Consider the following 22,406-nt stretch of genomic DNA (forward strand, 5'->3'; position numbering starts at 1 on the left):
GATGACAACGCTGCACCGCCGTCTGCTGATACTCGTCGCGGCGGTCCTGCTCCTGGCGGGCCTGGGCACCGGCGTGGTCCTGCACGCCGCCGCCCGCGCGGACCGGGCGAACCGGCCGCAGTCGGGCGATCCCGCCGTCCGGGCGGGCACGTTGACACTCGACCAGAAGGGCCGTCTGGCCTTCGTCAACGCGGCCCCCGGACCGCACCGCACCGCGGTCGCCTCGGTTCCGTCCACAGACCCGAAGGGCGGGCGGACCGCCTCGACCCTGAAGTGCGCGCGCTTCTACGCGGCCGCCGGCACGGGCATCTGCCTCCAGTCCAACCCCGGTGTCCTCAAGCAGAGCAACCGCGCGCTGCTGCTGGACGCCGGCCTGCGCACCCGGCGCACCTTCGCTCTCGCGGGCACTCCCAGCCGGGCCCGGATCTCGCCCAGCGGGCGCTTCGCCGCCTGGACCGTCTTCGTCTCCGGCGAGTCCTATTCGTCCGCCTTCTTCTCCACCCGGACCTCGATCCTGGACACCCGGACCATGCGGCTGACTCCCAGCCTGGAGACGTTCTCCATCGTCAAGGACGGTAAGCCCTACCACGCCTCGGACATCAACTTCTGGGGTGTCACCTTCGCCTCCGACGACGACACCTTCTACGCCACCCTCAACACCGCCGGCAAGACCTACCTGGTCCGGGGTTCGATCGCCCGGCATTCGGTCACCACCCTGGTCGAGAACGTGGAGTGCCCGTCACTCTCCCCCGACGGGACGCGCGTCGCCTTCAAGAAGCGGGTGTTGTCCCGCACCAACCTCTGGCACGAGTACGTCCTCGACCTGCGCACCCTGCACGAGACGGCGCTGGCCGAACGCCACAGTGTGGACGACCAGGCCACCTGGCTCGACGACCACACCGTCGCCTACGCCCTCCCCACCGACGGCAGGGTCGGCAGCAGCGACCTGTGGAGCGTGCCCGCGGACGGCTCGGGAACCCCCCGTCTGCTGATCGCGGGTGCTTCCTCCCCGGCACCGCTGTAGGGCCGCGCGATCAGTGGAAGTAGACGAGAATGCGTCCGGCGTTGCCCGTGTCGACCTCGCGCCGGACGTACAACTTCCTGATGTGCTTCTGGTCCAGGAAGGCGAGCACGCGATCCCTGAGCCGCCCGGAGCCCTTGCCCGGAATGATCTCCGCAACGGGTTCGCCCGAATGGTTCGCCCTGAAGAGGAACTGACGCAGCGTCAGTTCGATGTCGCGGTTGTTGCGGAAGATCGGGTGGAGATCGAGCGACAGCATACGGAACCTCCCAGTGATGCGGCACGGCTGCCCGGGCACCGATCCATCATCGCCTCGCTTCCACGTGCCCGCTCCGACCGTACAGTAATGCCGCTATGTGGAAATACAGTGCCACCAAGCGGAAAAGGTGGGGTGGGATTAAGTATGCGGCGCCATGTGACGCTGAAGGCGCTCGGCCGCGGTCCGGGGTTCGTCATCCGCGTGCTGCGCGGCCTCGCCCAGGTCATGTTCCTGGACAGCGCCTGGGCAGGCGCCGTCTTCGCCCTCGCCCTGACGACGGCGGACTGGCGGTACGGCGCCTACGCACTGGGCGGTGCCGCCCTCGGAACCGGTGCGGCACACCTGCTGGGTGCTCCCCGTGACCGGGTGCGCACGGGACTGGAGGGCCTCAACTCCTGCCTGGTCGCCCTCTGCTTCGCCGTGTTCCTCGGCGCGGGCAGGCCGGCCACGGCGCTGCTCGCGGCCGCAGCCTGCCTCGTGGTCACCGTCGTCACGGCGGCCATGAACCGGCTGCTGCAGATCTGGGATCTGCCGGCCCTGACCATGCCCCACTGCCTGCTGGCGGGCGCGGTCACCCTGGCCGCGCCCGCCTTCCGGCGAATCTGGCCGCACGACCAGAGCATCGCCGCGCTGCCCCGCGCCGCCTCCGGACCCACGGTCCTGCGATGGAGCGACGTGGGCGGAGCGTTCCTCCACAACGTGTCGCAGGTCTTCTTCATCGAGCAGTGGTACGCGGGGGCCCTGCTGCTGGCCGCTCTCTTCCTGGCGAGCCGGGTCGCCGGGTGGGTGGCCTGCGCCGGCAGCGCGACCGGCATCCTGACGGCCTGGGCGCTCGGCATGCCCGCCGCACGGATCGCCGACGGCACGATGGGCTACAACGCCGTTCTCGTCGCGCTCGCCCTCTGCGGAGTGTTCCTGGCCGCCACCCGGACGACACTGCTGTACGCGCTGCTCGGCGCCGCGACCGCGACCGCCCTCACCTCGGCCGTCGCCGCTCTCCTCGCCCCCTCCGGCGGCCATCCCTTGACGTGGCCGTTCGTGCTGACGACGCTCGGCTTCCTGGCGGCCGCCCACTCCTTGCCGCACATCACCGGCCCCACCGCCCACCGCACCGCGAACCGGCCCACCGAGCCACTCCACTGCGACCAGGCCACCGCGGGCTGACGCACCGGATCCCGGGATCAGGGCCATCGGCCTGCTCCGGCTGGGTGGCCGACGTCGGCACCTTCCCCACCGGCTGTGCGTCCGGGGTCTCCTAACGCCACTCCCCCTTGGTGAGCGGTTCCACCGGGTGCTTCTCACGTGGCATGTGGAGGCGGCGGAAGATGTCGGCCCACTCGGGGTTCTCGGCCTCCGTGTCGAGTTGGACGTCCAGCTCCTCCTCGACGTCGTGGGCGGCGCCGATCAGTATGAACTCGGTGCCCTCCTGGTCGAGCAGCTCGGGCTCGGCGCCGGTGAACCGTCGCCCTGCGAACCGTTCCTGATCGCCGCCCGGCAGGTCGGCCCGCTGCCGCGGGGGCTGACCGGCCCCGGCCGGCGCGCCCGCCCGGGGGTTCTTCACCGCGAGGATGTAGCTCGCCTCGGGCTCGATGGTCAGCTCCTTCTGGACGGCGCCCGGCTGCGCGGGCATTTCGAGCTCGTACGTCAGGTGCGTGTGACTGCCGTGCCGGACGATCGCGTAGCGGCCTTCTCCCGCCGGCCTCGCCGCGGGTTGTGTCCGCTCGCCCTGCGTCCGTGTCTCGTACGTCCGCCGCTGCAGGTCCTCCGCCACGGGTTCGGGCCGACTGGCCACCTCGTCGACGAAGCCCCAGAACCGCTCGTGTTCGTCGGGCCGGGGCAAGTGCTTGCGCCCGATGACGAGGCGGCGGCTGCGGTCGCTGCCGGAAGGCTGGAGGATCACGAAGAAGCGCTGGACGTCCTCGATGTCGTGAGCCTGCTCCTGTTCGACTCGGGGCCGGTACACGAAATAGATGTCGCCTCGTTCGAGGATGTCGCTCGCCATTGCCGCTCACCGCCCCGCACAGCCGATGACCAGCGAGTACCCCGTGTACCGTCAGCGATGGCCAGGCCGGGGCAGGGTGCCGTCGGATGTCCTCGGGGGTACCCGGGCCCCGTGAAGCTCGCGTTCCTCGATCCCCTCTTCGGCGCATCCGGCCCGTGGGCCAGCGTCTATCTCGACACCTCGCGGGACACCGACGATCCGGACAGGGCCATCGACCTGCGCTGGCGGCATCAGCGGAACGCCCTGCTGGCCCAGGGAGCGGACCATGCCACCGTCTCGGCTCTCGCAGTGGCCGTGGGCACGGATCAGGCGCTGCCCGGACGGCACGGGCAGGCGCTGTTCGCGGCGCACGGGCACCTCGCTCTGGTGGAGGAGCTGCCCGAGCCGCCCGTACGGGACACGGCCCGGCTCGACGCCCTTCCCGACGCGGCGCCGCTGGCCGTACAGCATGCGCCGGACATTCCGCACCTGGCCGTCGCCCTCACCTGCGGCGACGAGTGGGCCCCGGACGAGAGCACCGGCGACCGTGTCCCGGGCGAGTACGTGCTGATCGTCTCCGAGGCCGGGCGGTGGCCCACCGGCAGGGTCAAGCCGGAGCACCGGCTGAGTCACCAGATTCCGATCCAAGGATGGCGGCGCGCAGCCCCTGAGGTCGCCCGGGAACTCGGCGACCTCGCGCAGCGGCACCGCGCCGAGTCGGTCGTGCTGTGCCGGGCCCGGGACGACGCCTGGGCGTCGGGCATGCTCGTGAACCGCTGGCCCCGCACTCTGCGGGACCGTCTGACGGTGGTGGACGACGACTGCGTCACCGGCCCGGAGGCCGCCGCCGACCCGACCCTGCTGGAGGAGCATACGGCTCGGGTGCTGGAAGGGCGCCTGAACGCGGCAGACCAGAGGCAGCTGGACACGTTCCTGGCGCAACGCGCCCGCCACCCCGGGCAATCGGAGGGCGTCGGCGCGGCCGTGCGCGCCCTGCAGCAGGGGCAGGCCCGAGCCCTGCTGCTCGACCGCCGCGCCCGGCTCGCCGAGCGGCTGTGGCTGGGCACGGAGCCGCCGCAGATCGCACTGTCCGCTTCGGACCTGGAGACCTTCGGAGCGTCCGCGGTCCAGGAGGAACCGGTCGTCGCGGCCTTGCTCTACGCCGCCGTCCGCACCGGAGCCGAACTGATCGTGCTGCCGCCGGACCGCATCGATGTGACCGACGGAGTGGGTGTCCTCCTGCGCTATCGGACCGTGCCGGGCGACGGTCCCCAGTAGGACCCCGGCGAGGAAGCCGCCCGGCAGCGGCGAGCCCCGCCGGCGTGGCCGCCGCCGGACGGCGGTTGGTGCCATACGGCGCGGGTACCCGGGCGCGCATGGAGTGGCAGCAGGTGCGGGACTCGCCGGCCGCGGTCTCGCAGGCCACGGTCGGCTGGTTCGACCGCGCGGCCGAGGACTGCCGGCGGATACCGGTCGGCGAACAGTGCGAGGTGCTGTAGCTGCTCGGGGACATCGCCGTCGGGGCGGAGGGCCCCGTCCCGCATCTGGCGTTGGCAAGACCCGCCGCCCCGATCTCGGCCTGGCGCTGATCAACCTGCCACAGGGAGCACCACTGGGGAGCGAATCATGACGTCCACCGAATTCCTCGCCACTGTGCGGGAGCACGGAGAGTACGCCGACCTCGACGAGGCAACCCGCGTCACCGAAGCCGTTCTCTGTACTTTCGGCGACCGGCTGCAGCCCACCGCGGCGGATCACCTGGCGGATCAGCTGCCCCTGGAGATCGGCGAATTCGTCACCGGTGTGGGCAACACCGGACGCACCTGGGGCGTGCAGGAGTTCGTCCGCCAGGTGGCCCGGGCCGCCGCCGAGGACGAGGCGACCGCCCGGAGGGACGCGGAAGTGGTCCTCACCGCCGTGGGCGACACCGTCTCGGGCGGTGAGTTGCACAAGCTGCTGAGCCTGCTGCCGAGCGGATACGCCGCGCTGTTCGGCCATCCCGAGCTGACCTGACGGCGCCTTCGACCGGCAGGGCCGTCCGGCTCCGGACCTGCCGGGACGTACCGCCATCGTCGTCGACGACGGACTGGCCACCGGCGCCACCGCGCGTGCCGCACTGCGCCGGGTCCGCCACCAGTCGTGGCGTCACACGCCCGCAGGCCAGGTCTGCTCCTCCCGGCTGTCTTCCGCCAACGGGTGCAGCGGTGTGAGCGCTTGCGTGCGGTCGAGGTAGCAGAAGGCGTCGTAACGCTGGGCCAGCACCGTGGGGACGTAGTTGCCGATGCGGTCGTACTGCGGCCGGTACACCACGCCGATCGCGCGGTGACCGTGCTCTTCGTGGAACCACTCGCGCCGACCCGAGGAGGGCGGGTGCTGGAGCTGCACATGCGGGAAGACGAACAGCGACCGCTCGCCGGGCAGCGCCCGGTGCAGCAGATCCTCCAGGCTGCCGGAGCGCGCGGCCGGCACGCCCATGACCCTGGGGACGTCGCCCCACGCGTCGGCGGCGATCACGGTGCCGGAGTGCGAGCCGAACCCCACTAGCACCACGCCCCTGCCCATGTGCCGCTCGCGCACCAGCTGGCCGACGTTGACCTCGCCGACATCGGCCATGTCCGTGGCGCGCGCGTCGCCGATGTGGGTGTTGTGCTCCCACACCACCGCCTTGGCATCGGGGCCGTAATGCTCCATCAGCCGGTCCAGCGTGTCGGCCATGTGGCGGTCCCGGATGTTCCACGACTCGGGCCCGCTGTCGAGCATGACCCGGTAATAGGCCTCGGCCCCGGCCAGCGCCTCGGCGTTCTGCCTGGCCGCGAACTCCGCGAGCGAGCCGTCAAGGGCGGCCGCCCGCGCGGCCCGCCGCCGCAGCTCGGTGAGCAGAGACACCACCTGGGGTTCACAGCCCTCCGGCAGGTAACGAGTGGACAGCGCGTACGCCTGTGGGTCCTGCGCATACGGCTCGAAACAGCGGAACGTCTCCAAGGCGTGCTCCACCCGGCCGGGATCGTGCTCGCGCAGATGGGACAGCACCGCCTGCAGCGACTCCCACAGGCTGTAGACGTCCAGTCCGAAAAAGCCCACGCGCCGCTCGGGCGGCAGAGCCTCGTTGTGCTGGCGCAGCCACCGGGTGAAGGCGACCACATCGGTGTTGCCCCACATCCACGTCGGCCAGCGGCTGAAGCCCGCCAGCACCTCGCCGGGATCCTCGGGCGCGTCGGGCGCGCCGACCACGCAGCAGTGCACGGCCTGGCAGTCCGGCCAGTCGCCCTCCACCGCGACGAAGGAGAAGCCCTTCTCCTCGATCAGCCGCCGCGTCAGCACGTCGCGCAGCCGGTAGTAGTCCGCGGTGCCGTGGGAGGCCTCGCCGAGCAGCACGTAGTGCGCGTCGCCGATGCGCTCCATCAGCGGGTCCAGCGACGCCGGGTCGGTCAGCGGCAGGGCGTGGCCGTGGATGCGGTCCAGGTCGGTGTCGGGCACGGCGTACTCCCCTTTCCGCGGAACCCGTACCGGGTTCCCGCGGCGCCGCGCCCGAAACGGCGTGCGGACGGCCCCGCCCCGGCACCAGGGGACGTCCGCGCGCCGGGAGCGCACGTGTCCTGAGCCTGCGCCCGGGTACCCGCCCTCGAAAGCGCCTCTGGGAGCACAGAGGCGAAGCGACAGGAGTCGGAGGCCGAAACGATGCCGCCCCCGGCACGAACCGCTGTGGCGGACCCCCGAGAACGCCGCCGTGCCGCCGCCCGGTCCGCACGCCCGCGCAGCCGGGTCCCGGAGACCGGCGACGAGCCGGATCTGCTCGGCCGGTACCTGGCCCAGATCGCCGCGACCCCGCTGCTCGAAGCCGCGGACGAGGTACGGCTGGCCCAGGCCATCGAGGCCGGTGTGCACGCCGCAGAGGAGCTGGAGCGGGCCGAGACCGGTGAGGGCGCCCCCTCGCCACCGCGGCGCCGTGAACTGGAGGCGGCCGTACGGGAGGGCACGCGCGCCAAGGACCACATGATCCGGGCCAACCTGCGGCTCGTGGTGTCGATCGCCAAACGGCACGCCCACCGGGGCGCGCCCCTGCTCGACCTGATCCAGGAGGGCAACCTCGGACTGATGCGGGCGGTGGAGAAGTTCGACCACACCAAGGGCTTCAAGTTCTCCACGTACGCCACCTGGTGGATCCGGCAGGCGATCGAACGGGGCCTGGCCCAGCACGCCCGTACCGTACGGCTGCCGATGCACATCGTGGAGCAGCTGCAGAAGCTCGCGAAAGCCGAACGGCGACTCCAGCTGCGCCTCGACCACGAGCCGACCGACGACGAGGTCGCCCGGGAGAGCGGGTTCGACGAGGAACGGGTCGCCTGGCTGCGCCGGGTCGGGCGCCAGGCGCTGAGCCTGGACACACCCGTGGACGACACCGGCGAGACCGTGGTCGGCGACCTCATCCCCGCCACCGACGTACTCCAGGCACCGCAGGTCGCCGAGTACCGGGCGCTCGCCGAGGAGCTCAGGGACGCCCTGGGTGTGCTGGCTCCCCGCGAGGCCATGATCCTCAGCCTGCGCTACGGGCTGCACGACGGGCATCCGCGCACGCTGCAACAGGTGGCCGACCAGGTGGGACTCACCCGGGAACGCGTCCGCCAGCTGGAGAAGCAGTCACTCAGCCGGCTGCGGGCACCCGAGACCGGCGAACGCCTGCTGGACTGGGCGAGCTGACGGCACACCACTCGGGCTGCCCGCCCGCGAACGCTGTTCAGGCCCGGGCGTCCGGGCCGCTCGTCCCGCCGAGCGTCGTGGGCCGCGTCCGGCGCGGCCGGGAGCCGCGGTGCCGGCCGGCGTGTGCCGCCCCACCCACCAGGATCGCCAGGCCCGCGCAGAAGATGAGCGCCAGCGCGAGTCCGGAGCTGAACACGGCGAGGCCGCTCATCGCGGCGACGTCGTGATCGAGGACGGACACCGTGTAATCGGGCCCGCCGGACAGGTTGCCCGCGATCGCGAGGGCCGTGAAGGCGCCCGCGCCCGCGAGAAGGAGCAGTCCGATGAACCGCATCGCAGTCATCTCCTCGTCCCCTCGTCTCTTCGCACCGCAGTGTCGGTCGGGCGGGTACCCCGCGCCTCCCCGGTCATCCCGGGCGGTTCGGTCGTATGCCCGTGCCTGCCCGGGGTACTCCGGTCGCATGGCCGGTATCGAACTCAGAAGCGCAGCCTTCAGTGATCACACCATGATCCCGCGCCACCACGCCCATGACGCGGACAACGTCTCTCCACCGCTCACCTGGTCCGGGATACCGGACGACGCGGCGGAACTGGCCCTGGTGTGCGAGGATCCGGACGCACCGTCCGGGACCTTCGTGCACTGGCTCGTCACCGGCATCGACCCCCGCGTCGGGGGCCTGGACGCCGGCGAGACACCACAGGGCAGCCAGGCGCATCGCAACGGCTTCGGGGAGCGCGGCTGGGGCGGCCCGCAACCCCCGGTCGGCGACGAGGCCCACCGCTACTTCTTCCGGCTCTACGCCCTTCCCGCCCCGGTCTCGCTCCCGGACCGGGCCACCGCCGACGACGTACACGCCGTTCTCGACCGGCAGCAGCTGGCTAGCGGCACCATCGTCGGGCTGTATCAGCGCTGACGACGGCGGCAGGCATGCCCGTCACCTCCGTCGGCGCCCGGTCCTGCCCGCCGCCCCACGCCGTACGTCCGGACGCGCCTGCCCCGAGGCGATGTACCCGCTGCCGCCTCCCGGGGCGTGATGTTCCGTGACGCCTCCGGACCGGAGCAGCCCGCCCTTCCCCGATGAGATCGACATCGCCTTCCACGACGGCGTGCTGGGCCGCATGCGCAGTCGTGCCGTGGGACGACCGCGGCCGGACATGCCCGAGGTCGTCCTCGTGCAGGGCATGAGCGTGGCCGACTACCTGCTGCCCGGGCTGGCCGCGCTCGGCCGGTGGACCCGTGCGCATCTGCTGGAGCTGCCGGGCTTCGCGGGCAGCGGGGATCCGCCGCACGAACTCGACGTGCCGGAGTTCGGCCGCTCGGTCACTGACTGGCTGCGGTCGCGGGGTCCCGCCCGTACCGTGCTCATGGGTCACTCGAGCGGGACCCAGGTCGCCGCACGCGCGGCGACGGCCGCGCCGAACGTCGTCGCGCTGGTGCTGGCGAGCCCCACCGTCGACCCCTTCGCAGGCACCCTGCCCCGACTGCTGCTGCGCTGGCGGCTGGACTCCCGGCACGAGCCCTCCGGCCTGTCCGAGTCGCACCGTCCGGAGTGGAAGCGGGCCGGACTGCGGCGCATGGTGCACATCGCGCGGGTCCATGCCGAGGACGACCTGGAAGACGCGGTCGCCCGGCTGCGGGTGCCCCTGCTCGTGATCCGCGGCCGGGACGACTGGATCAGCACCCCCGAGTGGGGCAGGCGGCTCACCGCACTGGTGCCGGACGGCACTTATCTGGAAGTGCCGGGGGCGCACACCTTCCCCTGGCCGTTCCCGGATGCCTGGTCCGAGCCGGTACGGGTGCTGGCCGCAAGGGCCCGGTGAGCCGGCCGGGCCCGTGCGGCCATCGCTGATCAGCCTGCGGACCCGCCGCCGACCGCCAGCACCGCGTCGTCGATCCGGTCGGCGAGCTCCAGGTCGAGCGGGGTCACGGCCTGTACGGACCGGGTCTGGACGGTGAAGCGCACTCCGTCCTCCGTCCGCTGGGTGCGGGGGCTGTGACCGAGGTCGTCGGCGGCGCGCTCGACCTGGGTCATCAGCAGCTGAACCCGGTCGGCCGGGAGCGTCACCGTACGGGACAGCTCACGGGTGTCACCGGACCAGCCGGGACGCTGCCGCAGCGCCGCGGCGATCTCCTCCTCGCCGAGGGGGGCCGGTGCGTACGTGGCGCGGCTGGACCGCTCCGGAAGCGGATCGGGCTCCGCGAACAGCGTCCCGAACTCGTCCGGGAGGGCGCCTTGCAGTTCCGCCTCCAGGGCCGTGTCCTCGGCCGTGAGCCGGCAGACCACTGTCCGCGCCAGGAACAGCGCCTGCTCCAAGGTGGCGTCCACGGGCCGGGCCACATCGGCCAGCAGCTCGTCGAGCCGCATCGCGGAGTCGTCAGCCGCCTCGCCGCCGTACGTCAGCGCCCCGCGTTCATGGGCCGGCACGGCCTGGCGCAGATGCTCACGGCACGGCGCGTCCAATCGACTGCTCAGCGCCGCGAGAACCAGGTGCACGGCCGCGTCGGCGGCCTCCGTGTCGTCGAGCCGGGTCCGCGACGCCACCTCTTCCACCAGTTGCCGATGGCTGATCATGCTGCCTCCCGCTGGTGAGGACGGGGTCATGCCCGAGGGATCTGGTGGCGGCCCTGAGGACCGCGTTTCCACGGGTGCCCGTGGGATCGACGCGTACACGGGATGACGAGACCGCCGTACGCGGCACACGCCGAAGTCTCCACGAGCGCGCGGCACATATCGCTGCGAAACAAACATGGATCGCCGCATCCGTCGTAGTCCGGCAAGCGCGCCGGCACGGCGTGACGACGACATCCCGGGCAGCGGCTCGCCCCTCCCCCGAGGCGCCGTTGCCGCTGACGAGTAACCGCCATGTCCGGCGTGCTCACCTTTCCCGGCGGTCGATGGCCCAGTGGCCGTCGTTGCGGATTCCGGGTAGGGATGGATCATGCAACGGATCACGGCGGAGGTCAGTGGCCGGCCGATGGTGGCCTGGCGGATCGCCGGACGCAGGCCGCCGGTGGTGTGTGTCCACGGTGCCGGGGTCTCCAGCCGGGAGTTCCTGCCGTTCATCGAGGTCCTCGGCCATCGCCACGACGCCTGGACCGTCGACCTCCCCGGATTCGGCGCCAGCGCCGGCCCGCGCCACCCGCTGGGGTTGCGGGCGCTGGCCGACGCGCTCGCGGAGTGGCTGGCCGCCGTCGGCCTCGGCCAAGTCGTGCTCCTCGGCGGATCCTTCGGCTGTCAGGTGGCCGTCGATGCCGCCGTCCGGCATCCGGACCGCATCGCCGGGTTGGTCCTCGTGGGACCGACCCTCGACCCGGCCGCCCGCGGTTTCCTCCGTCAGCTGCTGCGCTGGCTGCGCAACGCGCCCCACGAGCGCCTCTCGATGGCACCGCTCAACCTCGCCGATTACCGTGACGCGGGCGGACGCCGCATCGCCGGCGCGTTCACCGAGTCGCTGCGCGACCGTATCGAGGACAAGCTGTCCCACGTCGTCGTGCCGACGCTGGTGGTGCGCGGGGCGCAGGACCGGATGGTCCCCCAGGAGTGGGCGGAGGAGGTGACCCGGCTGCTGCCTGCGGGACGGCTGGCAGTGGTGGAGAAGTCCGGCCACATGGTCCCCTACCGGCAGCCGCACTCGCTGGCCGGGCTCGTCACCGATTTCCTCGCCCACGAATGCGCGGGCGACCGGGCGGGGCCGCAGGAGCAGAGGTCGGCGACATGAAGGCGTCCAAGGCGGTCGCCTCGTTCGACTCGGCCACCGGCATGCTGCGTGCCTTGTCGCGTTTCCTCGCGGGGCGGGACACCCCGGCCCTCGGCACGCTCCCCGCCGTCTTCGAGCTGCCGCTGTCCGGCGTGCTCGGCGCCCTGAACCGGCTGCCGATCGCGGCCCGGGAACGGCTGTACGCGGCGAGCGGCTGGGCGGAGGCCATCCCGCGGCACCGCGTCGGCGACGTCCGTTCGGAGGCCCTCGCCGAGTGGGTCACCGGCCACTACCCCCGGCGTCGCTACCCGGTGATCTTCATCGGGTCCGCCAATGGCGCCCTGGTGCACCTGGCCGCCGCCCTCGATGCGGCCTGGCTGCCGCAGACGCTGCTGCTGCCGGTCCGCCGTCGCGGCGTCGCTCCGGACGATCCACGCGGCGACCTGGCCGCCGTCCGCGAGTCCGGACGGGCGCTGCTCGCGGCCAACCCCGACCTCGTACTGCACCACATGCACGATCCCAACCAGGACCGCCTCATGATCGCGGGAATGACGTACTTCCGGGTCAAGTGGCGCAGGCTCCCCCTCGCCTACCGCCGGTTCGTCCGCGACCGTCTGGCCCCCGGCGGCCTGCTCGTCATCGCCGACTGCACGCTGCGCTGGCCCACCACCAGGATCGACGACCGGTACGTGTTCCAATTCGGCGCCCTCGGTGACGCCACCCCCGAGGAATACCGTCAGGGCGGGCCCCGCGTCGCCGACCTGCTCGCCCGCTACGGCGCCCCGGCGCGCCATTGGGACCCGCCCGCCGCCGACGGCGAGAGCCCGGAAGCCGAATGGGGCCTGGATCCGGCGCTGCTCGATGACATCCGCGCCTACGCCGGACAGCACCGGCTCGATGCACATCTGCTGCGCTTCGACACGCCACAACGGCTCAGCCCCGCCGTGGCCGACCTCCACCGAGCCTGGTACGCGGACCGCGGCCTGCCGACCGGACGACTCCTGGTCGAGTCGTTCCTCCTGCTCGAACCCTGGTGGACCCTCCGCACCGGATCGGTGCCGTACTGGACCGTCTTCGGCACGGAGGCTTCCCGCGCGGGCCTCGACTCCTACCTGGACGCCTCCGCTCCCTGCGACGAGATCCGGATCCTGCTGTTCAACCACGGCACCGACTCCATCGGCCTGGCCCACGCGCAGGACTGGCAGCGTACGGCCGCCCGCGCCCGCAAGATCGGCCTCCTGACCGGCGTGGATGCCAGCGCATACCCACGCGACTTCGCCGGCTTCGTCCGCTCGCACCGGGAACTGACCAAAATCCGCACCCGCTATCCACTGCCGCTACCGCTCGCCGCTACCGACGCGGTCACGGCACTCACCGCCCGGGACGACATCGTCTGGCGTCCGGTGCGATGAATCGCCCAGCACGGCGTGATCAACTTGCACTGTCACAGTGGCCGGCCGCTGCCGACCTTGAGACCGAGCAGGCCGTTGATGTCGTCCTGGTCGTGCCCAGGCAGCGCGTCACCTTCTCCGCAAGGGGCGGCTGATCACGCGCCCGCGGCGTGTCGGGCGTGCGCGTGTGCGTGCACATCGATGCGTGCGGGCGAGTGTGAGGACTCCTCGGCGGACGGCACATGGGGCGTCGCGACGTCGTTCGCCGAACCCTCCGTACCCTCCGTATCCGCTGTCGCGCCCTCGTTGGCGACGGGGCCCTTCGCCACGGGGGACGCACGGTGGCCGAACAGGACGGCGGCCAGTCCGAGCACGCTCCACAGGGTAAGGACAGCGATGTGGCCCGCGCTGTCATTGCCATTGAAGTAGGCCGTACCGCGCACGAGGCTCGCGCCGGCGCCCGGCGGCAGCCACTGGCCGATGTCATCAACCGCCTTGGGCAGCAGCTCTGGTGCGGATGTGCTGCCGGAAAACGGGTTGCCGACGAAGACCATGAGCACCGCGCTCAGCCCAAGCCCCGCCGAACCCACAAGCGCGACTGCCCCGGCAGTGGTGGCGCTGATAGCGAAAACGGTGAGTGCCAAGGAAGCCCAGGTCGCCAGATGGTCGTGCGGCAGTGCGCCGAGGAAGCCCTGGGCGACCACGTAGACCCCGAGGGCTGCCGCTCCGCTCATCACGATCAAGGCCATGAGACGCGACACGGGTCGCAGCCGCAGTGACATCGCAAGGACCAAGGCAATCATGATGCTGCAGATCGTCAGCGGGAGAAGCGCCGAACTGAAGACGACGCCGCGGGGGTCATCTGCCGAGGTCTGAACGACATCCACCGTCCCCACTCGGATCCGCGCCGGCTTCTCGGCACCGGCCTTGCCTCTCTTGGAGCGAGCGGACGTGCCGTGGGCAGCCGAGGCAGCACGGTCCGCGGCCGCCTTGGATGCATGGGCGGCCAGTTGTTGGCCCGCCTTGCCCAGCAACTGGGCGACGGTCGGGCTCGCGGCAGTGGACTCCAGCACGGTGAGACTGCCGGGGGTGACGACGAAGGCACCGTACACGTCCCGCTCCCTGATACCGGACCGCGCCGACGCCTCGTCGGGGTAAAGACGGAAGTCAAAGCCGCCCGGCTCGCTGTGAGCCAGGCCCTGGACCGCGCCCTGGCTCGCCGTACTCGTGCCCACGATCCCCACCGGCAGGTCACGCGGCGCAATGCGCGCCGCAGGCCACGCATAGGCCATCACTGCCAGTGAGATCACCAGCGGCAATGCCACTGCCATGATGGCCACACGACGCCATGACTGGTTTCCCGCCAACGGGGTCTGCACGGTCCTGCCTCCAAAGACGAATGATCGTTCTCCAGGAATCCAGTCTGCTAGGCTCGCCGACAGCGGGTCAAGGCGAACATTCGTTTTTCTTTGGAGAGGATGCCCCCATGCCCAAGGTGTCCCAGGAGTACATGGACGCTCGCCGTACCCAGATTCTGGATGCGGCCCGGCGATGCTTCCTGCGCGACGGATTCCACTCGACGTCGATGCAGGATCTGTTCGCAGAGTCCGGACTCTCGGCGGGCGCGGTTTATCGGCACTTCGCGAGCAAAGACGAGATGATCCTGGCTATCGCGGAAGAGAACATGCGTGAGGTCGTGACGCTGGTCCACACCGTCGCCACAACTCGGCCGAGGAGTTCCCTAGGGGCGGTCATCGCCGATCTCCTCGATCTCGTGTCAGCTCGATCCGCGGAACACGACGTCGCGAGGCTGGCGGTGCTGGCCTGGTCCGAGGCCCTGCGAAACCCCACGCTGGCCGGGCAGTTCAGCACCCTGCTGACCCAGATGCGCTCCGACCTCGCAGAGGTTGTGCGCGAGCACCAGGAAAGTGGCGCCCTGCCCGAGGAGGTGACTGCCGAGTCGATCGCCGGCGCTCTGGTCTGCTTCCTACCCGGCTACATCCTCCAGACGGCCATGCTCGACCCCACGCTCGTGGAGGGGGTCGGCGACGCGGTGCGGGCTCTGTGGCCGGATCCGGCCACGCGCTGACCGCCTACGTCGTCGGACGAGCAGGACCGTCCACCCGGCGACACCGATCAGTCCTGGGTTGAGGGTCCGGTAAAGAAGATCAGCGGCCGTGGCGGCCGCCATCGGCATTCCGCCGTGATGCAGAGTCAGGACCAGAGCCGCGTCGAGAGGGCCAAGTCCCGCGGGCAACAGAGGTAGAGCCGATACGGCCGTCATCGCGGCGACGTAGGCGAGCAGCACCTTGTCCGAGGCCGGGGCCGAGCCCACCGCATGGCACACGGCGAGCACACACACGAGATCGCCGGCCCAGTTGATCAGGGCAGCGCCAAGCCCCAGGACCCAGAAGCGAGCTGGAGGCCGCATGGCAGCCAACTCCCCCAGCAGGCCATCGGCCGAGGTCTGCCCGTCCTTGCCGCGCCGCAGTCTCTGCCACACACGAAGCAGAGCGCTCACCGGCCGGCGCAGCACATGGGTGCGCCGCACGAGCGCGAGCGCGGCGACGGTGACGACACAAGCCGCTGAAAGTCGAATGGCCGCCCCCGCAAGCTGGGCACTGTCCCCGGCCAGAGTCCCGCCGATCCCGGCAAGCACGACAAGTGCGGCCGCGCACAGAACACCGGTGGCAGCATGGGTAAAGCCGATCAAAGGCACACTGGCACCCCAGGTACGCATACGCCGTGTCCGGTAGGTGATCGACACCAGGCTGCCGCCGGGCAGAGTCGCACTGAGAGCGTTCCCGGCGAACACGGCGGAAACCGCAGCGCCCAGTCTCACTCGCAGCCCGCCCGTACTCAGCGCCAGGCGCTGCAGCCGGGCGAAGGCCGCCATCGACACCATCTCCGCGGCGACAGCCAGCAGAAACCAGGCGGGTTGAGCGTGGGACAGCTGGTGTGCCGCACGACGCGCGTACGGCGCGACAAACACCAGCTCGGTACACAGCAACACCACGACGGCGCCCATGGTGAGCACGACACGTGGCCGAGAGCGTGACCGGGATGCGGAACCGTCGCCCTCGTCCACCTGTTCCGCCCGGACTTTCGCCCTCGAAGCCGCGATCCGGTCGTGTCCGCGATCGCCCGGCTCGGCCTGGTGCGCGCTGCTCATCGCTGCACCGGCCACTGGGGCAGCAAGCGCACCAACCCCTCCACGTGCACGTGGCACCACGTCTGCCTGGGGAGGGCCAGGCCCCATACGCGGGCACGAAATGGCACGTCAACGCCTACGGCTGCAACATGGCCCCCGCCGCCCGCGATCGACGGCAGAGGACCGACGACATTCAACCGGCCAAGAGGGACGGCATCGGTGATGCCGTTGAGCGTCAGCATGGCGGTGACCTCTTCCCATGCGGCGCTCTGGTCGCCGTCGTAGTTGCGGACCAGCCGCAGCTCCCCGCTGGTTCCTGCCAGTTGGTGCTTGAGGTCTGCCGAATGCCGCCAGGGCCGCCGGTCACGGCCGGATGTGCCGAAGTCGGATATACGGAAGCGTGCCCGCCCGCCGATCAGTTCCTCAGTGTCCGGGCTGACCAAGAAGGCGTCTTCGAGGTGCAGCGGCAGACAGGCGCCGGCCCACCCTCCGCGGCGCCTGCTGTAGAGCCAGCTGCTGGACCCGCTCTGGTCGTTGCCGTGTTCCGTGTCCTGCCGATGGAGATCGCGATACGGGGGATCCTCATCAGGGCGTGGGGGCAGCCCCAAAGAGTAGATCATGGTGAGTCACCTGGAGGGAGTCTGTGTGAGGGGGCCGGGGAACGCCGGACCGGGCGCCTGGCTCCGGCCCAGCACAGTCCTCGCCAGACGGAATGAACGTTCCTTTTTTTCATCACCCCACCCTAGAGGCTCCGGTGAGGCCGAGTCAAGACGAACATTCGTTTTGTTGGCTGCCTGGGTTGTAAAAAACAATCGTTCGTTTTACTGTCAGGGGGCGGGCGTCAGGGGACAGCCGCCCGCGGCCCGCCTCACTGAGCAAGGAAGGCGGGCGGCCCCGTCCCCGTGAGAGGCCGTAGCGGACATCGCGGGGCGGGGCCCTTTCATGCCGGCGCGGTCACTTGGAACGCCGCCTCCGCTTCCCGGGTTCGCCGGCCGGTTCAGGAGAGCCAGTCCGTGTAGTGGGTGGGGGCGATGCGGGCGTCGCCCCCGGCGGTGAGGACGTCACCGTGGACGACGGCGTACATGCCGGCGGTGTCATCGGTGATGACGGAGCGCCCGTCGCCTTTGGCGGCGAGGGTCAGCCGGCCGATTTCGTCGAGGGGGTAGACATCGGGTCCGGCGATGTTGAGGACGCCGTTGAGCGGGGTACCGGCGGCCACTTCGGCGACGATGCGGGAGACGTCCGCAGCGGCGATCGGCTGGAGCGGCGTACGCGGCAGACGGACGATCTCGCCGTCGGTGGTCCAGGACAGGATCGCGTCCACGAACTCCATGAACTGCGTGGCGCGGACGATGGAGTACGGAATCGGGCCGGCCTTGAGGATGTCTTCCTGAAGCACCTTGGCCCGGTAGTAGTCCAGTTCGGGCACCTGGTCCACGCCGACGATCGAGAGGATGACGAAGTGTCCGACGCCGCCTTTCGCGCTCGCGGCAAGAAGGTTGTCCATCGACGTCCGGAAGAAGGCAGGCGAGGTTTCGCCGAAGGTCGGGGAGTTCGTCAGGTTGATGACGACATCGACGCCCGCCACGGCTTCCTCGACGCCCTGGCCGGTCACGAGGTCCACGCCTGTGGCCGGGGAGTGCGGGACGGCCTGGTGGCCGGCCTCGTCGAGGATCTCCACGACCCGTGACCCGATCAGCCCGGTTCCGCCGATGACCGCGAATTTCATGGTGCCGCCCATCTCCCGATGGCTACGTCCAGTACGTAACTTTATGCACCAAATACGCCCTCGCAAGGCGTCGATGCGCCTGAACGTTAGCCGCACCGCAAGGGAGCGGCGGGACCAGGCGACACGATCCCTCGTGACCACCGCACCGGCAGGCCCGAGATCCACGCAGGTGCCGTAGAGGTCGGGGGCTGGGCCTGCCGGCGGCTCCTCCCCCGCCGCGGGTGCGGATGGTTCCCTCCCTGCACTGGTGAAGGCGACCGGGCGACATGGGCTTTCCGGGCACAGCGCCCGACTCTAATTACCAATTGGCTAGAATACGGGCATATAGGAAGGTGGGCGATCTTGGACGTCTATGAGGCGGTCAGGAGCCGACGGGCGGTGCGCGGATTCACCGACCGGCAAGTCCCGAGGGAGGTGCTGGAGCGCGTCCTCACCGCCGCGGCTTGGGCGCCCTCCGGATCGAACCTCCAGCCGTGGCACGTGTACGTCCTGACCGGTGGGCCGCTGGCCGAGCTGAAGAAACTCGCCGGCGAGCGCGTGGCCGCAGGCGACCCCTGGGACGAGCGGGAGTACGAGATGTACCCACCCGCACTCAAGTCCCCCTACCGCGAGCGCCGAACCGCCTTCGCCGAGCAGCGCTACGGCGCACTCGGTATTTCGCGCGAGGACGGGGAGGCGCGCCAGAGGGCCGCCGCCGCGAACTGGGACTGTTTCGGTGCGCCCGCCGCCCTGTTCTGCTACATCGACCGCGACATGGGCCCGCCCCAATGGGCCGACGTCGGCATGTATCTGCAGACCGTGATGCTGCTGCTCCGCGCCGAAGGGCTGCATAGTTGCACGCAAATGGCGTGGTCGGTGTATCGCAAGACCGTCGCCCAGGTCCTGTCGCCCCCGGACGGGCTCATCCTCTACTGCGGCATGGCGATCGGGTTCGAGGACGGCGCGGTGGGTTACGCCCGTACGGGCCGGGCACCGCTCGACGAGACGGTCACCTTCGTCCAGGGCTAGCCGGTCAGTGGTCGAGGGGGGAGATGCTCTTCGCGCTCGACGTCATCCGGAGGAGCACATGCAGACCCGCGACGTTCGGTGCAGGCTGACAGTGGAGGGTGGCACCCTCGCAGGCCCCGGCAGGAAGGAAGCGCGATGGAGATCAAAGGATCAGTCGCCCTGGTGACGGGAGCCAATCGCGGCATCGGCCACGCATTCGCTCGCGCGCTGATCGACCGCGGAGCGGCCAAGGTCTACGCCGCCGTCCGCGATCCCGAGAGCGTGAGCGACGTGGACCTCATCCCCTTGCGTCTGGACGTCACCAAGGCCGATGAGATCGCCGCGGCGGCCGCCGTCGCGGGGGACGTCACCATTGTGATCAACAACGCCGGTGTCGGCGGCTTCACCACCAAGCTCCTGACGGGCTCCTTCGACGGCGCCCGCCTGGCGATGGAGATCAACTACTTCGGAACCTGGGCGGTGTCCCGGGCCTTTGCCCCCGTCCTGGCCCGCAACGGCGGCGGCGCACTGGTGAACATGCTGTCGACCGCCTCCTGGACCTCACGGCCGGACTACCCCGGCTACGCGGCCTCCAAAGCGGCCCAGTGGTCGTTGACGGGCGCGCTGCGGGAGGGCCTGCGCGAACAGGGGACGCTCGTGGTCGGCGTCCACGCCAGTTTCGTGGAAACCGAACTCAGCTCCTTCACTGACGCACCCAAGATCAGCGCCGCCGATGTCGCGGAGCAGACCCTGCAAGCCGTGGCCGACGACCGGGTCGAGGTTCTCACCGACGAGCGGACCAGGCAGGTCAAGCACGCCCTGTCGCAACCACTCGACCGGTGAGGCCGGCGGATGATCGGCTGGGAGAACACCGCGATCAGTAGTCGCCCCATCTCGCCTGCAGGCCGAGGAGATCAGGCGCGCGCGTGAGCAACTGGTCAGCCTTCTCCAGGGATTCGGTCCGCTTTCCTCCTCAGCGCCCCGAGCGGTCGCCGTGCGAGCGTCCGGGTCTCCTCCGAGGTGCCGGATCCGTCGGTGCTGTCCCACGGTCCGGCCGTCGCACTCACCGGTCACCTTCCCGACCGCCGGCTGACGGTGGTGTGACCCACGTCCCGTACAACGACGAGGAGCCGTCATGGACTCCGAGACCTTGCTGGCACGAATCACCGACTACGCCCGCCGCCCCAACCCCTACCCGCTGTACGCGGAACTCCGCGAGGCCGGCCCGGTGGTGTGGCAGGCGGGCGGCAACTGTCTGGTCGGCGGCTACCACCAGATCGCCGCCCTGCTGCACGACCCGCGGATGAGTGCCGACCCCCGCACCCGCGGGGAAGTGCCCCACAGCCTCCGTTCCTGCGGCTCGACGACCCCGAACACCACCGACTGCGCACGCTGGCCATGCGCCCGTTCGGCCCGCCGCACAGCCCCGCCCGGGTCGACGGCATGCGCGGTGAGATCGACCGGATCACCAAGGAGCTGATGACGTCCTTCGAGGCGGGCCGGCAGATCGACATCGTGGACGACTTCGCCTACCCGCTGCCCGTCACCGTGATCTGCCGCCTGCTCGGCGTGCCCCGCGAGGACGAGCCGCTCTTCAGTGCCTGGTCCAACGCCCTGGTCGCAGCCGCCGACGTCAGGCCCGACGAGGACACCACCGAGACCGATAAGGCCGGCGACCAGGCGCGGATGGAGATGGGCGGCTACCTGGTGAACCTCGCCGAACAGCGCCGCGGCAGGCCGAGCGAGGACCTGCTCTCCGCCTTCGTCAACGAGCCCGACCCGGCCCTGCGGCTCACCCAGGACGAACTCGCGCAAACCGCCGTACTGCTGCTCATCGCCGGGCACGAGACCACGGTCAACCTCATCACCAACGGCGTGCTCACCCTGATGCGCCAACCGGACCAGCTCGACCTCCTGCGCCGCGAACCAGACCTGATGCCACGCGCGGTGGAGGAACTGCTGCGCTACGAACCACCGGTCCACATGCGCGAGCGCATCCCCCACGCCGACATCGACCTCGGCGGCACCACCATCGCCCGAGGCACGTCCGTCATCCTGGCCCTCGCCTCGGGCAACCGCGACCCCAAGCGGTTCCACGACCCCGACCGGTTCGACCCCACCCGCCCCGACAACCAGCACTTCGGCTTCGGCAGCGGCATCCACCTCTGCTACGGCGCACCCCTCGCCCGTCTCGAGGCCCAGGCCGCACTCGGCGCGCTGCTCCCCTACCTCGGCACAGCACAACTCGTGGAGGACCCACCCCCCTACCGTCAGAACGCCATGCTCCGTGGACCCGGCACCTGCCCGTCCAACTGTGAGGCCGCGCGGCCCGGCTAGCCGGGAACGGCCTTGGCCCAGCCCTGGTTGACCGTCTTCCTCGCCTTCTCCAGTTGCTCGTCCGTCGGGAACTGCGGCGTTCCCTCGACCGACGGCAGTCGTGCGGCGGCGGCCTTGTCGAGGGTGCCGTTCTGCTTCATGACGTCCATGAGCACCGGGCGGGCGTAACCGAGCAACCGGAGGTTCTGGCCCTCCGGGCTGAAGAGGTACTCCTGCCACAGACGGGCAGCCGCCGGGTGCGGGGCGTTCTTGTTGATCGCCAGCGCGAAGTACTGGGCGAAGCTGCCGTCGAAGGGAATCGCGACCTGCCAGTTGACGCCCTTGTGGCGGAGCTGGTCGGCGTAGTGGAGGTTGATGTAGTCCCAGTTGATGCTGATGGGGGTCCGGCCGTCATCGACCGTCGCCATGGTGGAGTAGAGGCGGTTGAAGTTGCCGGTCTTGTTGAGCTCGGCGAAGAAGTCCAGGCCCGGCTGGATGTTGTCGAACGACCCGTTGTTCGACAGCGCGGCGGCGTAGACGCTGTCGAAGGCGGTGGCCGACCGGGTCGGGTTTCCTTCGAGTGCGACCATGCCCTTGTAAGCGGGCTTCAGCAGGTCGGAGAAGGTCTCGGGACAGGTCTTCACCCGGTTGGCGTCGCAGCCGATGGAGATGTAGCCCCCGTAGTTGTTGGACCAGCGGGCCTTCGAGTCCTTCTGGTTCCCTGGGATCGAGTCGTATTCGGTGACCTTGTACGGCGCGAGCAGATTCTGCTGCGCCGCGCTCCGCGCGAACGTGTCGCCCACGTCGATCACGTCGAGGGCCGTCGGCCTGCTCCCCCTCCTCTTGAGGGAGTCGATCTCGTCCTCGCTGTGGCCGTGCGGATCGTCGATCGTGACCTTGATCCCGTACTTCTTCTCGAAGCCGTCGATCAAGCCGCCGTAGTTGGCCCAGTCACGGGGCAGCGCCATCGCTCTGAGCCTGCCCTCCCCTTTGGCTGCGGCGATCAGTGCGCGCATGCCGCCCGCGTTCGCGGCGGAGGTGGCCAGCGACGGCTTCTGGGGTCCGGTGCTCGGTGGATGCTCGCAGGCGCCCAGGCCCAGTGCCACGAGAGCGGAGCAGCCGAGGGCGACCGCTGCTCGGGCACGGGGTCTGGTCACCGCTGCTCCTGGGGTAG

At 70.5% G+C, this 22,406-nt stretch carries 23 protein-coding genes and 2 pseudogenes; 15 read left to right on the plus strand and 10 right to left on the minus strand.

Annotation, left to right across the window (positions count from 1 at the left end):
- Position 1 precedes the first annotated feature (1 nt).
- The gene (locus ACIBJF_RS26435; RefSeq protein WP_399177260.1) at positions 2-1,024 is read left to right on the plus strand and encodes a TolB family protein; all 1,023 of its coding nucleotides are present in this window, start codon (positions 2-4) and stop codon (positions 1,022-1,024) included.
- 10 nt (positions 1,025-1,034) lie between these two features.
- On the opposite strand, the gene ACIBJF_RS26440 is transcribed toward ACIBJF_RS26435, so the two are convergent.
- Entirely contained in the window at positions 1,035-1,280 is a 246-nt protein-coding gene (locus tag ACIBJF_RS26440) for a Smr/MutS family protein (RefSeq protein ID WP_399177262.1), read from the minus strand.
- 144 nt (positions 1,281-1,424) lie between these two features.
- Between ACIBJF_RS26440 and ACIBJF_RS26445 the strand changes: the two genes are divergently transcribed.
- Positions 1,425-2,444: an urea transporter gene (locus ACIBJF_RS26445; RefSeq protein ID WP_399177264.1), complete on the plus strand. Its 1,020-nt coding sequence runs from the start codon at positions 1,425-1,427 to the stop codon at positions 2,442-2,444.
- A 91-nt stretch (positions 2,445-2,535) separates the two neighbouring features.
- On the opposite strand, the gene ACIBJF_RS26450 is transcribed toward ACIBJF_RS26445, so the two are convergent.
- Positions 2,536-3,282, minus strand: a complete 747-nt coding sequence (locus tag ACIBJF_RS26450) for a hypothetical protein (RefSeq protein ID WP_399177265.1) — start codon at positions 3,280-3,282, stop codon at positions 2,536-2,538.
- Positions 3,283-3,393: 111 nt separating this feature from the next.
- Between ACIBJF_RS26450 and ACIBJF_RS26455 the strand changes: the two genes are divergently transcribed.
- The 4 genes and pseudogenes from ACIBJF_RS26455 to ACIBJF_RS26470 all read left to right on the plus strand — a co-directional run.
- Positions 3,394-4,539: a hypothetical protein gene (locus ACIBJF_RS26455; RefSeq protein WP_399177266.1), complete on the plus strand. Its 1,146-nt coding sequence runs from the start codon at positions 3,394-3,396 to the stop codon at positions 4,537-4,539.
- A gap of 98 nt (positions 4,540-4,637) precedes the next feature.
- Entirely contained in the window at positions 4,638-4,760 is a 123-nt protein-coding gene (locus tag ACIBJF_RS26460) for a hypothetical protein (RefSeq protein ID WP_399177268.1), read from the plus strand.
- A 127-nt stretch (positions 4,761-4,887) separates the two neighbouring features.
- Entirely contained in the window at positions 4,888-5,274 is a 387-nt protein-coding gene (locus tag ACIBJF_RS26465; RefSeq protein ID WP_366488361.1) for a DUF2267 domain-containing protein, read from the plus strand.
- Between the two features lie 13 nt (positions 5,275-5,287).
- Positions 5,288-5,398 (plus strand): annotated as a pseudogene (locus ACIBJF_RS26470) (phosphoribosyltransferase); the annotation flags it as partial.
- 8 nt (positions 5,399-5,406) lie between these two features.
- Here ACIBJF_RS26470 and ACIBJF_RS26475 read toward each other — a convergent pair.
- Positions 5,407-6,738 (minus strand): erythromycin esterase family protein, encoded by a 1,332-nt coding sequence (locus ACIBJF_RS26475; RefSeq protein WP_399177271.1) that lies wholly within the window; start codon positions 6,736-6,738, stop codon positions 5,407-5,409.
- Between the two features lie 201 nt (positions 6,739-6,939).
- Here ACIBJF_RS26475 and ACIBJF_RS26480 point away from each other — a divergent pair, with 201 nt between their 5' ends.
- Positions 6,940-7,959 (plus strand): RNA polymerase sigma factor RpoD/SigA, encoded by a 1,020-nt coding sequence (locus tag ACIBJF_RS26480; RefSeq protein ID WP_399177272.1) that lies wholly within the window; start codon positions 6,940-6,942, stop codon positions 7,957-7,959.
- A 37-nt stretch (positions 7,960-7,996) separates the two neighbouring features.
- On the opposite strand, the gene ACIBJF_RS26485 is transcribed toward ACIBJF_RS26480, so the two are convergent.
- Positions 7,997-8,293, minus strand: coding sequence for a hypothetical protein (locus tag ACIBJF_RS26485; protein ID WP_399177274.1), 297 nt, complete (start codon positions 8,291-8,293; stop codon positions 7,997-7,999).
- Positions 8,294-8,420: 127 nt separating this feature from the next.
- On the opposite strand from ACIBJF_RS26485, the gene ACIBJF_RS26490 reads away from it, so the two are divergent.
- A complete protein-coding gene (locus ACIBJF_RS26490) occupies positions 8,421-8,873 on the plus strand; it encodes a YbhB/YbcL family Raf kinase inhibitor-like protein (RefSeq protein ID WP_399177275.1) in 453 nt (150 codons plus the stop codon).
- 127 nt (positions 8,874-9,000) lie between these two features.
- Positions 9,001-9,780 carry an alpha/beta fold hydrolase gene (locus tag ACIBJF_RS26495; protein WP_399177277.1) on the plus strand — a complete coding sequence of 260 codons (780 nt, stop codon included), beginning with the start codon at positions 9,001-9,003 and terminating at the stop codon, positions 9,778-9,780.
- A 29-nt stretch (positions 9,781-9,809) separates the two neighbouring features.
- On the opposite strand, the gene ACIBJF_RS26500 is transcribed toward ACIBJF_RS26495, so the two are convergent.
- Entirely contained in the window at positions 9,810-10,532 is a 723-nt protein-coding gene (locus tag ACIBJF_RS26500; protein WP_399177278.1) for a 4a-hydroxytetrahydrobiopterin dehydratase, read from the minus strand.
- Positions 10,533-10,899: 367 nt separating this feature from the next.
- Here ACIBJF_RS26500 and ACIBJF_RS26505 point away from each other — a divergent pair, with 367 nt between their 5' ends.
- Positions 10,900-11,679 (plus strand): alpha/beta fold hydrolase, encoded by a 780-nt coding sequence (locus ACIBJF_RS26505; RefSeq protein ID WP_399177280.1) that lies wholly within the window; start codon positions 10,900-10,902, stop codon positions 11,677-11,679.
- Positions 11,676-13,070: a hypothetical protein gene (locus tag ACIBJF_RS26510; RefSeq protein WP_399177281.1), complete on the plus strand. Its 1,395-nt coding sequence runs from the start codon at positions 11,676-11,678 to the stop codon at positions 13,068-13,070. The genes ACIBJF_RS26505 and ACIBJF_RS26510 overlap by 4 nt, the downstream gene beginning before the upstream one ends.
- Positions 13,071-13,204: 134 nt before the next feature.
- Here ACIBJF_RS26510 and ACIBJF_RS26515 read toward each other — a convergent pair whose 3' ends face one another.
- Complete coding sequence (locus ACIBJF_RS26515; protein ID WP_399177284.1) at positions 13,205-14,428, minus strand: ABC transporter permease; 1,224 nt, start codon at positions 14,426-14,428, stop codon at positions 13,205-13,207.
- A 107-nt stretch (positions 14,429-14,535) separates the two neighbouring features.
- Between ACIBJF_RS26515 and ACIBJF_RS26520 the strand changes: the two genes are divergently transcribed.
- Positions 14,536-15,138, plus strand: a complete 603-nt coding sequence (locus ACIBJF_RS26520; RefSeq protein ID WP_399177287.1) for a TetR/AcrR family transcriptional regulator — start codon at positions 14,536-14,538, stop codon at positions 15,136-15,138.
- On the opposite strand, the gene ACIBJF_RS26525 is transcribed toward ACIBJF_RS26520, so the two are convergent.
- The 3 genes from ACIBJF_RS26525 to ACIBJF_RS26535 all read right to left on the minus strand — a co-directional run bounded on the left by ACIBJF_RS26525 (position 15,037) and on the right by ACIBJF_RS26535 (position 17,929).
- A complete protein-coding gene (locus ACIBJF_RS26525; protein WP_399177289.1) occupies positions 15,037-16,221 on the minus strand; it encodes a YbhN family protein in 1,185 nt (394 codons plus the stop codon). The two genes, ACIBJF_RS26520 and ACIBJF_RS26525, sit on opposite strands and share 102 nt — an antisense overlap.
- Positions 16,218-16,820, minus strand: coding sequence for a hypothetical protein (locus ACIBJF_RS26530; protein WP_399177291.1), 603 nt, complete (start codon positions 16,818-16,820; stop codon positions 16,218-16,220). Before ACIBJF_RS26530 ends, ACIBJF_RS26525 begins: the two co-directional genes overlap by 4 nt.
- A 377-nt stretch (positions 16,821-17,197) precedes the next feature.
- Positions 17,198-17,929 (minus strand): SDR family oxidoreductase, encoded by a 732-nt coding sequence (locus tag ACIBJF_RS26535; protein ID WP_399177294.1) that lies wholly within the window; start codon positions 17,927-17,929, stop codon positions 17,198-17,200.
- Positions 17,930-18,271: 342 nt separating this feature from the next.
- Between ACIBJF_RS26535 and ACIBJF_RS26540 the strand changes: the two genes are divergently transcribed.
- From ACIBJF_RS26540 to ACIBJF_RS26550, 3 genes and pseudogenes are all read left to right on the plus strand, one after another.
- Positions 18,272-18,937, plus strand: coding sequence for a nitroreductase (locus ACIBJF_RS26540; protein WP_399177295.1), 666 nt, complete (start codon positions 18,272-18,274; stop codon positions 18,935-18,937).
- A gap of 135 nt (positions 18,938-19,072) precedes the next feature.
- Complete coding sequence (locus ACIBJF_RS26545; RefSeq protein ID WP_399177297.1) at positions 19,073-19,759, plus strand: SDR family oxidoreductase; 687 nt, start codon at positions 19,073-19,075, stop codon at positions 19,757-19,759.
- Between the two features lie 292 nt (positions 19,760-20,051).
- Positions 20,052-21,234 (plus strand): annotated as a pseudogene (locus ACIBJF_RS26550) (cytochrome P450).
- Positions 21,235-21,249: 15 nt separating this feature from the next.
- Here the strand turns inward: ACIBJF_RS26550 and ACIBJF_RS26555 are convergent.
- Positions 21,250-22,389, minus strand: coding sequence for an ABC transporter substrate-binding protein (locus ACIBJF_RS26555; protein WP_399177299.1), 1,140 nt, complete (start codon positions 22,387-22,389; stop codon positions 21,250-21,252).
- Between the last annotated feature and the right edge of the window lie 17 nt (positions 22,390-22,406).

The sequence above is a fragment of the Streptomyces sp. NPDC050743 genome (assembly GCF_044456925.1).
In the GTDB taxonomy this organism is placed as follows: Bacteria; Actinomycetota; Actinomycetes; order Streptomycetales; family Streptomycetaceae; genus Streptomyces.

Coding starts and splice junctions, on each gene's coding strand:
- ACIBJF_RS26500 (WP_399177278.1), bottom strand. CDS start 10,532: ATGATCAGCCATCGGCAACTGGTGGAAGAGGTGGCGTCGCGGACCCGG.
- ACIBJF_RS26465 (WP_366488361.1), top strand. CDS start 4,888: ATGACGTCCACCGAATTCCTCGCCACTGTGCGGGAGCACGGAGAGTAC.
- ACIBJF_RS26520 (WP_399177287.1), top strand. CDS start 14,536: ATGCCCAAGGTGTCCCAGGAGTACATGGACGCTCGCCGTACCCAGATT.
- ACIBJF_RS26530 (WP_399177291.1), bottom strand. CDS start 16,820: ATGATCTACTCTTTGGGGCTGCCCCCACGCCCTGATGAGGATCCCCCG.
- ACIBJF_RS26505 (WP_399177280.1), top strand. CDS start 10,900: ATGCAACGGATCACGGCGGAGGTCAGTGGCCGGCCGATGGTGGCCTGG.
- ACIBJF_RS26535 (WP_399177294.1), bottom strand. CDS start 17,929: ATGAAATTCGCGGTCATCGGCGGAACCGGGCTGATCGGGTCACGGGTC.
- ACIBJF_RS26480 (WP_399177272.1), top strand. CDS start 6,940: ATGCCGCCCCCGGCACGAACCGCTGTGGCGGACCCCCGAGAACGCCGC.
- ACIBJF_RS26445 (WP_399177264.1), top strand. CDS start 1,425: ATGCGGCGCCATGTGACGCTGAAGGCGCTCGGCCGCGGTCCGGGGTTC.
- ACIBJF_RS26460 (WP_399177268.1), top strand. CDS start 4,638: ATGGAGTGGCAGCAGGTGCGGGACTCGCCGGCCGCGGTCTCGCAGGCC.
- ACIBJF_RS26490 (WP_399177275.1), top strand. CDS start 8,421: ATGGCCGGTATCGAACTCAGAAGCGCAGCCTTCAGTGATCACACCATG.
- ACIBJF_RS26510 (WP_399177281.1), top strand. CDS start 11,676: ATGAAGGCGTCCAAGGCGGTCGCCTCGTTCGACTCGGCCACCGGCATG.
- ACIBJF_RS26435 (WP_399177260.1), top strand. CDS start 2: ATGACAACGCTGCACCGCCGTCTGCTGATACTCGTCGCGGCGGTCCTG.
- ACIBJF_RS26450 (WP_399177265.1), bottom strand. CDS start 3,282: ATGGCGAGCGACATCCTCGAACGAGGCGACATCTATTTCGTGTACCGG.
- ACIBJF_RS26525 (WP_399177289.1), bottom strand. CDS start 16,221: ATGAGCAGCGCGCACCAGGCCGAGCCGGGCGATCGCGGACACGACCGG.
- ACIBJF_RS26545 (WP_399177297.1), top strand. CDS start 19,073: ATGGAGATCAAAGGATCAGTCGCCCTGGTGACGGGAGCCAATCGCGGC.
- ACIBJF_RS26440 (WP_399177262.1), bottom strand. CDS start 1,280: ATGCTGTCGCTCGATCTCCACCCGATCTTCCGCAACAACCGCGACATC.
- ACIBJF_RS26485 (WP_399177274.1), bottom strand. CDS start 8,293: ATGCGGTTCATCGGACTGCTCCTTCTCGCGGGCGCGGGCGCCTTCACG.